The following is an 8,298-nucleotide window of genomic DNA, read 5'->3' on the forward strand; positions in this document are numbered from 1 at the left end:
ATGCAAAATGGATTTTAAAGAAAAGACCTTATCAACTGAAAATATCTATAATGGGAAAGTTGTTCATTTAGATAAAGAAACTGTTAAACTTCCCAATGGTAAGGAAGCAGTTCGTGAAGTTATCCGGCATCAAGGAGCTGTCGGGGTGATTGCCATTACTGATTCAAATAAAATTGTAATGATTCGTCAATGGCGTGAACCGTTAAAGAAGGTTACCCTTGAAATTCCGGCAGGAAAAATTGAACCAAGCGAACATGGTGATCCGGAAAAAACAGCCCGGCGTGAATTAAATGAGGAAACGCGTTTTGCAGCTGATCAGTTTGAATTAGTTACGAAATTTTATACCTCACCTGGCTTTGCTGATGAATTAATGTATTTATATCATGCAGTGGGATTAAAAGCTGTTAAAGATGAATTACCGCAGGATGACGATGAGTTTCTTGAATTGGTTGAGTTATCGCCAAAGGAAGTTCAAGAGGCAATTAGCCGCGGCGAAATTTGTGATGTAAAAACATTGATGGCGGTTATGTTTTGGCAAATGATGGGGTAGGTCAATGAGCTGGGATAACGAAGGACGCCACTTTTATGATCAGGAAAATGATGATTCAAATGAATCGTTAAGAAGAAGTAAGACCCCAAGTTTTACGGATGAACCTGATGATAAAAGGCTTCGGCGGCATCAAGCAATCGATGAAAGTGAAAATTCTTTTCTGACCCGTTTTCGGAAGGCTGACCATTCTGAAAGAACTAACACGAATGATGAAGAGATTCTTTCCCGGGCAGAACAAAAGAAGCGGGATCAGGATGAGGAAAATGAACGGAAAGCCCGATTATTAGGAAAAAAATTAAATAAAGTAATTTGGATTTTAATTGGGTTGATTATTATCACGTATTTAATTATGCGGTTTGTTAATTTTTAGGAGGAAACAATGAAATACGGAATTATTTGTGCAATGGAAGAAGAAATTAAAACGTTGGTTGAAAAGTTAGCAGATAAGCAAGAACAATCAATTGCTGACATGAAATACTATACTGGAACGATCAACGGGCATGAAGTTGTACTTGTTCAATCAGGAATCGGTAAAGTCCAAGCAGCAGTCAACACTGCATTTTTGGCAAATAATTTCCACGTTGACTGCATTATTAACTCTGGTTCTGCTGGTGGAATTGGGGATGGGATGCACGTTGGTGATGTGGTCCTTTCAACCGGAACAGCATATCATGACGCTGATTCAACAGCTTTTGGTTATAAGATGGGGCAAATGCCGGGACAACCGCAAATCTTTGAAGCGGATACTCATCTTCGCGCAGCAGTCAAAAAAGCCGCTGAAGAAAATGGTTTGCCAGTCCGGGAAGGATTGATCGTTACGGGTGATCAATTTATCAATTCAACTGCAAAGATCAAGCAAATCAAGAGTATTTTCCTTGATGCGCTTTGCAGTGAAATGGAAGGGGCAGCTGTTGGCCAAGTTGCCCATGAATTTAACATTCCGTATTTAGTTATTCGGGCAATGTCAGATGTTGGTGATGAAGAAGCAAGCCAATCATTTGATGAATTTGTAATTGATGCAGGAAAACGGTCTGCAAAAATGATTTTAACTTTATTATCAGAAGAGGCATAAAAATGGAAAGGATTTATTTAGATAACGCGGCAACCACACCGATGGATCCGGCGGTTGTCAAGGTCATTGCAGATGCAATGCAAAATAATTTCGGCAATGCGTCAGCGGTTAATTCATGGGGGAGAGAGGCCCGGTCAATTTTGGACCGGAGCCGCCATGTAATTGCTCAGTCGATCAACGCACGGCTTGATAATGAAATTATTTTTACAAGTGGCGGAACAGAAAGTGATAATACTGCAATTATCCAAACGGCGATGAAGCGGCAAAATGAAGGCCGGCATATTATTACGACTGCGGTTGAACATGAAGCGGTTTTGAAGCCAATGCAGTATCTTGAAACGCAGGGATTTGAAGTTACGTATCTGCCAGTTGATCAAAATGGTGAGATCAGTCTGGATGATTTGAAGAAGGAATTACGCGATGATACGATTTTAGTTTCAGTAATGACTGGAAATAACGAAGTCGGGAGCAAAATGCCGATTCATGAGATCGGTGAAATTGTTGCGGATTCAAATGCATGGTTCCACACGGATGCCGTTCAAGCATACGGCCTGTTGGACATTGATGTTCAGGCTGATCACATTGATTTATTGTCAACGTCTGCTCATAAACTGAATGGGCCAAAATTCCTTGGTTTCTTGTATCAACGTGACGGAATCAAATTCGATTCGTATATCAAGGGCGGCGATCAGGAACTTACGCGGCGCGCTGGAACCGAAAATGTTCCGGCAATTGCCGGCTTTGCCAAAGCGGTTGAAATTGATAATTCCGAAGAAAAGCAACGGCGGCGTGACCGGTACTATGGCTTTAAAAAACAATTGACTGACGGATTGAAAGCCAATCACATTGATTTTGAAATTAATGGTAAAATGAATGCAGGCGAATTACCGCATGTTTTGAACATTTGGTTTAAGGGAATTCCGAATGATGCCTTCATTACAAATTTGGACCTTAATGGAATCGCGGTTGCCGCAGGGTCAGCATGTACGGCTGGTTCGCTTGAACCATCCCATGTTTTAAAAGCAATGTATGGTTCAGATTCACCGCGAATTCGCGAATCAATTCGGTTCAGCTTTGGGATGGAAAATACCGCTGAGGAAATCGATCGGACAGTTGATCAAATTGTCAAAATTATCAATCGGTTTTTAAAGAAATAGGAGGAAGTTCGATGGCTTTTACAGAAGTAAATCAAATCAAGGGTGATAATCAAAAATACCGGTTGTCACCAGAAATTAAAAAGTATTCATTGCGGGATGTTGGGTTTATGGAAACCAAGACCGGTAAATTCGAATTAGAACGGTCATTGGATCCAAATTCACCGTATAATCAAGGATTTAAATTTAAAATGACCGTTGAAGCTGATTTGAAGAAATTTAAGATGGCAACGTTAACGGCTAACGGAATGCGTGAAGTTGATGTTCACAAGGGGAAAGATGTTGATACTCACTTGGAACAATTAAACTTCATTCTTGATAATTTAATTGAACGGCAAATTATTGAAAAAGCATAATTTACTTATCAAAAGTAAGAAAGCCTCCTTGCAATGGGAGGCTTTTCGCGTTTATAATTAACATTACTGGACAAAACGACCTTCAAATCGTTGATGATTCAGAATCTAAATGAAATGATGGTGAGTTTATGAAAGATAACAGCAAAACACGTGTCGTTGTTGGAATGAGCGGCGGCGTTGATTCATCAGTTTCAGCGTACTTGCTTAAGCAACAAGGCTACGATGTTGTCGGTGTTTTTATGAAGAATTGGGATGAAAAAAACGACAGCGGCGTCTGCACGGTAACCGAAGATTATCAGGATGTTGCCAAGGTTGCTGCTGAAATTGGCATTCCATACTATTCAGTCAATTTTGAAAAGGAATATTGGGACAATGTTTTCTCATATTTCCTTGATGAATATAAACGTGGGCGGACTCCTAATCCTGACGTTTTGTGTAATAAGGAAGTTAAGTTTAAAGCATTTTTAGATTATGCAATGGAACTTGATGCTGATTACATTGCAATGGGCCACTACGCTCAAATTCGACGGGATGAAGACGGGACCGTGCATATGCTTCGCGGCGCAGATCCGAATAAAGACCAGACCTACTTCTTGAGCCAGTTGACCCAAAAGCATTTGCAAAAAGCAATGTTTCCGATTGGCGGGATGCAAAAATCCGAAGTTCGGCGGATCGCTGAAGAAGCCGGCTTGGCAACTGCTCACAAAAAGGATTCAACCGGGGTTTGTTTCATTGGGGAACGAAATTTCAGTAAGTTCTTGGGTGAATTCTTACCAGCGCAACCAGGAGTAATGAAGACCTTTAAAGGCGAAGTTAAGGGGCAACATTACGGGTTAATGAATTACACAATTGGTCAGCGGCGCGGATTAGGAATCGGCGGTGATGGCAAGAGTAACGAACCATGGTTTGTGGTTGGCAAGGATATTAAGACCAATACCTTATACGTTGGCCAGGGATATCACAACGAACACTTATACGCAACTAGTCTGGATGCAAGCCAGTTGAGTTTCGTTGCACCAATCGATCGTTACGGAAATGATTTTCACTGTACGGCTAAATTCCGTTACCGGCAAAAGGACTGCGGTGTAACCGTTCATTTAAATGATGATCATACAGCAATGACCGTTGAATTTGATGATCCGGCACGGGCAGTTACCCCAGGGCAAGAAGTTGTCTTGTATGACGGTGAAGAATGTCTTGGAAGCGGAACGATCGATCATGCATATCAAGAAGGCAAACTTTTACAATATGTTTAATTAAAATCAGATTACGACTAGAGGCGTGGGATGAGCTCACAGCCTCTATTTTTTTGATGTATAATTAAACTAAATATGTTAAAGAGGAAATTGAAATGGCGACTTTTTATTTTGTAAGACATGGAAAAACAGAATGGAATTTGGAAGGGCGCTATCAAGGATCACATGGTGATTCACCGCTTCTTCCAGAAAGTTACGAAGAGATCAAACAATTAGCTGCGTATTTTAATAGTGAGAAGATTCGGTTTGCGAAAATTTACTGCAGTCCCCTGAAGCGGACGATGACAACGGCGCAAGAAATTAACAAGAATCTTGATCAACCCGGATTAAAAATTGAAGCCGATCCGGCATTTATGGAATTTAATTTGGGAAAAATGGAAAAAATGAAGTTTGTGGATGCTGAAAAGCAGTATCCCGAAATGGTTGAAAATTTTCGTTACCATCCTGATAAATATGATCCAACTGCAATTGATGGGGAATCATATGAAGAATTATTTAAGCGAATGACACCGAAGATCCAAGCAATCTATCAGCGTTACCCGAAAGATAATATTTTGGTTGTCAGCCATGGAGCTGCATTGGGAGCGGAAACTCGGTATCTATTAGGCGTTCCGTTGGCAAAGATTCGTGAACGTGGCGGCTTGGCTAACACGAGTACAACCATTTTGAAAACAACGGACGGCGAGCATTTTAAATGCATTGCATGGAATAAAACTGACTATTTAAAGCGGAAATTAGACCCGACGGATATTATTTAAGGAATGAGAAGATGGCAAAAGAAGATAAAAAGACGCAAGAAGCTGAAAAAGCAACCCATAAGTTAGTTCAAGCAATTGATCAGGATCCTTATAATGTTGATAATTATTATCAGCTGGGAACAATTTTGACTGAAATGCAAAGTTTTCCCCAGGCAGAAGAACTTTTTAAGCGGGCAATCAATATTTTCAACGATCAGCCAGCTAAAGTTGACCTCTTAACTTACGGGCTTGGCAATGTTTTTTATTCGGCAGGACTATACGATGAAGCAATTCAAGCGTTTCAAAAGGTTACGGATCACAAACTAAAGGCGGAAGCATACTTAATGATCGGCCAAGCAAATTATGCTCAGCAAAAGTACCAGCAAGCAATGGTTTTTGCATTAACGGCCAGTGATGAAATGCCGCAAAATAAGGAACCCAAACGATTATTAGCAGATTGCTTTTTAGCGTTAGGAAAGTTTGATCAGGCAGAGGACTTTTATCAACAAGTGCTTGAGATGGATGATACTGATTTACGTGCCCTCTTTCAACTGGGAGTGATCAAGTTTACTCAGGAAAGTCCAGAAGCTGCAGATGAGTATTTTAGCAAGGTCAAGCAACTTGATCAGGATTATTATGACCGGATGCAAGAGCGATTAAGCGACGTTCAACGCGCAATTAAATCAAAGGATCAAGATGATGAATAACACCCAGCAAGAGTTAATTCAAAATGAACAGCAGTTTGTAAAGGGCCGGGTCAAAAGTGTCTTTTTTCAGAGTAATGATAGTTTCTACAAGGTAATTTTAATTAGTGTGAAGGAAACGAACTTCGATTGGAAAGAGCACACGATCACGGTGACGGGTGATTTTGCAAATTTGCAGGAAGAAAACGAGTACCGGTTTATCGGCCACGTCGTTGATCATCCGCGTTACGGCAAGCAATTCAAGGCGGAAACGTACGAGGTTGATGTTCCGGATACGACGGAAGGCCTCGTTCATTATTTTTCAAGTGATAAATTTCCAGGAATTGGGAAAAAATCAGCAGAACGAATTGTTAAAATTTTAGGTGATGATGCCTTGAACTTATTGATTCAGGATCCTGAACGCGCACAGGACCTCGGTTTAAGCCCCCGGCAAGCGCAAACCTTGATTGAAGGGATTAAGGATAATAATCAAACTGATATCATCATCATTGGGTTGAATAATTACGGCTTTTCAAGCAAAATTTCAGCTAAGATTTTTGCCAAGTATCATGAAAAGTCATTGACGGTGATCAATGAAAATCCGTATCAGTTATCAATTGATATTGATGGAATCGGGTTCGTGAAGGCTGATCAAATTGCAATGCAAATTGGGATCAAGGATGATTCGGCGGTCCGAATTCGCGGGGCGATTTTTCAGGTTTTAAATGATCTTTGCTATGAAAGTGGCAATACGTATGCAACGAGTCAGCAGGTGATTGAAAATGCGATCACGTTGCTTGAAAAGGGCCGGCAAACGGCAATTGATCCGGAAATGGTTGCCGACCAGATTATCGAACTTGAGAAGAAACACCGAATCGTTGCGGATCAACAGCATATTTATGTTCGCCGGCTTTATCATGAAGAACATGGAATTGCCAATAAATTATATACGATTGCGACGAATCAGGATCAAAAAAATTATGACGAAAAGAAGCTTGTCAAAATTTTACGACGAATTGAACGCCATCTTGGAATCCAATATGATGATGTTCAACAGGATGCAATTTTTACGGCGCTTAATTCGCGGTGTTTTTTGTTAACCGGAGGACCTGGAACAGGGAAAACGACCATTATTAATGGAATTGTGGCGATGTTTGCTGAGTTGAATGGGATTGACCTTGAACGCATTCGTCAGCAAAAGGATGATTCTCATCTTCCAATCCTATTAGCTGCGCCAACTGGCCGGGCTGCGAAACGGATGACGGAAACAACTGGTTTGTCAGCAAGAACGATTCACCGGTTACTTGGAATCAACGGGCATGACGAGGAGTTGTCAGAAAGTAAGGTGGATGAGCTTTCGGGCGACTTATTGATCATTGATGAAACGTCAATGGTTGATACGGAGTTAATGGATGTTTTGTTAGGCGCAATTCCATATAACATGCAGGTGATTTTTGTCGGCGATAAGGATCAGTTACCATCAGTCGGTCCGGGACAGGTTTTTGCAGATTTACTTGAAAGTGATGAACTACCGAAGAAAGAATTAACGCGAATTTACCGTCAATCGGATGATTCATCGATCGTTGAATTGTCACACAGTATTCAGCAGGGGCAGTTGCCACCGGATTTTACGCAACAACATGCCGATCGTTCATTTATCGCATGCAATGCGTTTCAAGTTCCGGATGTGCTTGAACAGGTTGTTCAATTGTGGCTGAGTAAAGGGAATTCAATTGATGATCTGCAAGTGCTTGCTCCAATGTACAAGGGAGTGGCCGGAATTGATAATTTAAATAATCGGATGCAGGCCATTGTTAACCCTGCAAAACACGGGCGAAAGGAAGTTCAGGTTAATCAACAGGTTTTCCGAATCGGGGATCGCGTTTTGCAACTTGTGAATGATCCAGAACATAATATTTTTAATGGGGATATTGGAAAAGTAATTGGAATTGATCTTAAAAGTGCTAAAAACCATGTTCCCACGGATAAGATAATCGTTGATTTCGATGGAAATGAAGTTGGTTATGAGAAACGTAACTGGAACCAGCTGACCCTTGCGTACTGCATGTCGATTCATAAATCGCAGGGGGGCGAATTCCCACTGATCATCTTACCAATGGTTCGTCAATTTTCACGGATGTTTGCGCGGAATTTGCTTTATACGGCAGTCAGCCGGGCAAAGCAAAAACTGGTTTTATTAGGTGAAGTCGAAGCATTTAAAAAGTCAGTTTCAATTGTTTCATCAAACCGCCAAACGGGATTGAAAGAAATGCTTTGGGAAGCGTTTGGCGACCATGAAAAGGTGAACTTAATCGAGGATCCTGTCAGTGAAGATGAAAGTGAAACAGTGGAAGCGGATGATCAAGAACTAAATCAAAATTCAAATGTGTTAACGAATTCAATGATTGAAAGTGGAAAAATTGATCCGCTGATTGGAATGAACGGGATTCAGCCAAAAGATTTTATGGAAACAAAAACCGAGTAACATTG

General features: G+C 40.9%; 9 protein-coding genes. All 9 read left to right on the plus strand.

Features of this window, described 5'->3' with window-relative positions:
* Window positions 1-7 precede the first annotated feature (7 nt).
* The gene (locus Q3C15_RS03120) at window positions 8-550 is read left to right on the plus strand and encodes an NUDIX hydrolase (RefSeq protein ID WP_302704035.1); all 543 of its coding nucleotides are present in this window, start codon (window positions 8-10) and stop codon (window positions 548-550) included.
* 4 nt (window positions 551-554) lie between these two features.
* Entirely contained in the window at window positions 555-920 is a 366-nt protein-coding gene (locus Q3C15_RS03125; RefSeq protein WP_302704036.1) for a hypothetical protein, read from the plus strand.
* Between the two features lie 9 nt (window positions 921-929).
* Window positions 930-1,622: a 5'-methylthioadenosine/adenosylhomocysteine nucleosidase gene (locus Q3C15_RS03130; protein ID WP_302704038.1), complete on the plus strand. Its 693-nt coding sequence runs from the start codon at window positions 930-932 to the stop codon at window positions 1,620-1,622.
* A 2-nt stretch (window positions 1,623-1,624) separates the two neighbouring features.
* Window positions 1,625-2,779, plus strand: coding sequence for a cysteine desulfurase family protein (locus tag Q3C15_RS03135; RefSeq protein WP_057827735.1), 1,155 nt, complete (start codon window positions 1,625-1,627; stop codon window positions 2,777-2,779).
* Window positions 2,780-2,790: 11 nt separating this feature from the next.
* A complete protein-coding gene (locus Q3C15_RS03140; protein ID WP_057827736.1) occupies window positions 2,791-3,132 on the plus strand; it encodes a DUF1831 domain-containing protein in 342 nt (113 codons plus the stop codon).
* Between the two features lie 128 nt (window positions 3,133-3,260).
* The gene (gene mnmA / locus Q3C15_RS03145; protein WP_204779569.1) at window positions 3,261-4,388 is read left to right on the plus strand and encodes a tRNA 2-thiouridine(34) synthase MnmA; all 1,128 of its coding nucleotides are present in this window, start codon (window positions 3,261-3,263) and stop codon (window positions 4,386-4,388) included.
* 95 nt (window positions 4,389-4,483) lie between these two features.
* Complete coding sequence (locus Q3C15_RS03150) at window positions 4,484-5,146, plus strand: histidine phosphatase family protein (protein ID WP_302704045.1); 663 nt, start codon at window positions 4,484-4,486, stop codon at window positions 5,144-5,146.
* An 11-nt stretch (window positions 5,147-5,157) separates the two neighbouring features.
* On the plus strand, window positions 5,158-5,832 hold the full coding sequence (locus Q3C15_RS03155) for a lipopolysaccharide assembly protein LapB (RefSeq protein WP_283577046.1): 675 nt from the start codon (window positions 5,158-5,160) through the stop codon (window positions 5,830-5,832).
* Complete coding sequence (locus Q3C15_RS03160; RefSeq protein ID WP_302704046.1) at window positions 5,822-8,293, plus strand: ATP-dependent RecD-like DNA helicase; 2,472 nt, start codon at window positions 5,822-5,824, stop codon at window positions 8,291-8,293. Before Q3C15_RS03155 ends, Q3C15_RS03160 begins: the two co-directional genes overlap by 11 nt.
* Window positions 8,294-8,298 lie beyond the last annotated feature (5 nt).

This window comes from Ligilactobacillus sp. 110_WCHN (assembly GCF_030518115.1).
Lineage (GTDB): Bacteria > Bacillota > Bacilli > Lactobacillales > Lactobacillaceae > Ligilactobacillus > Ligilactobacillus aviarius_C.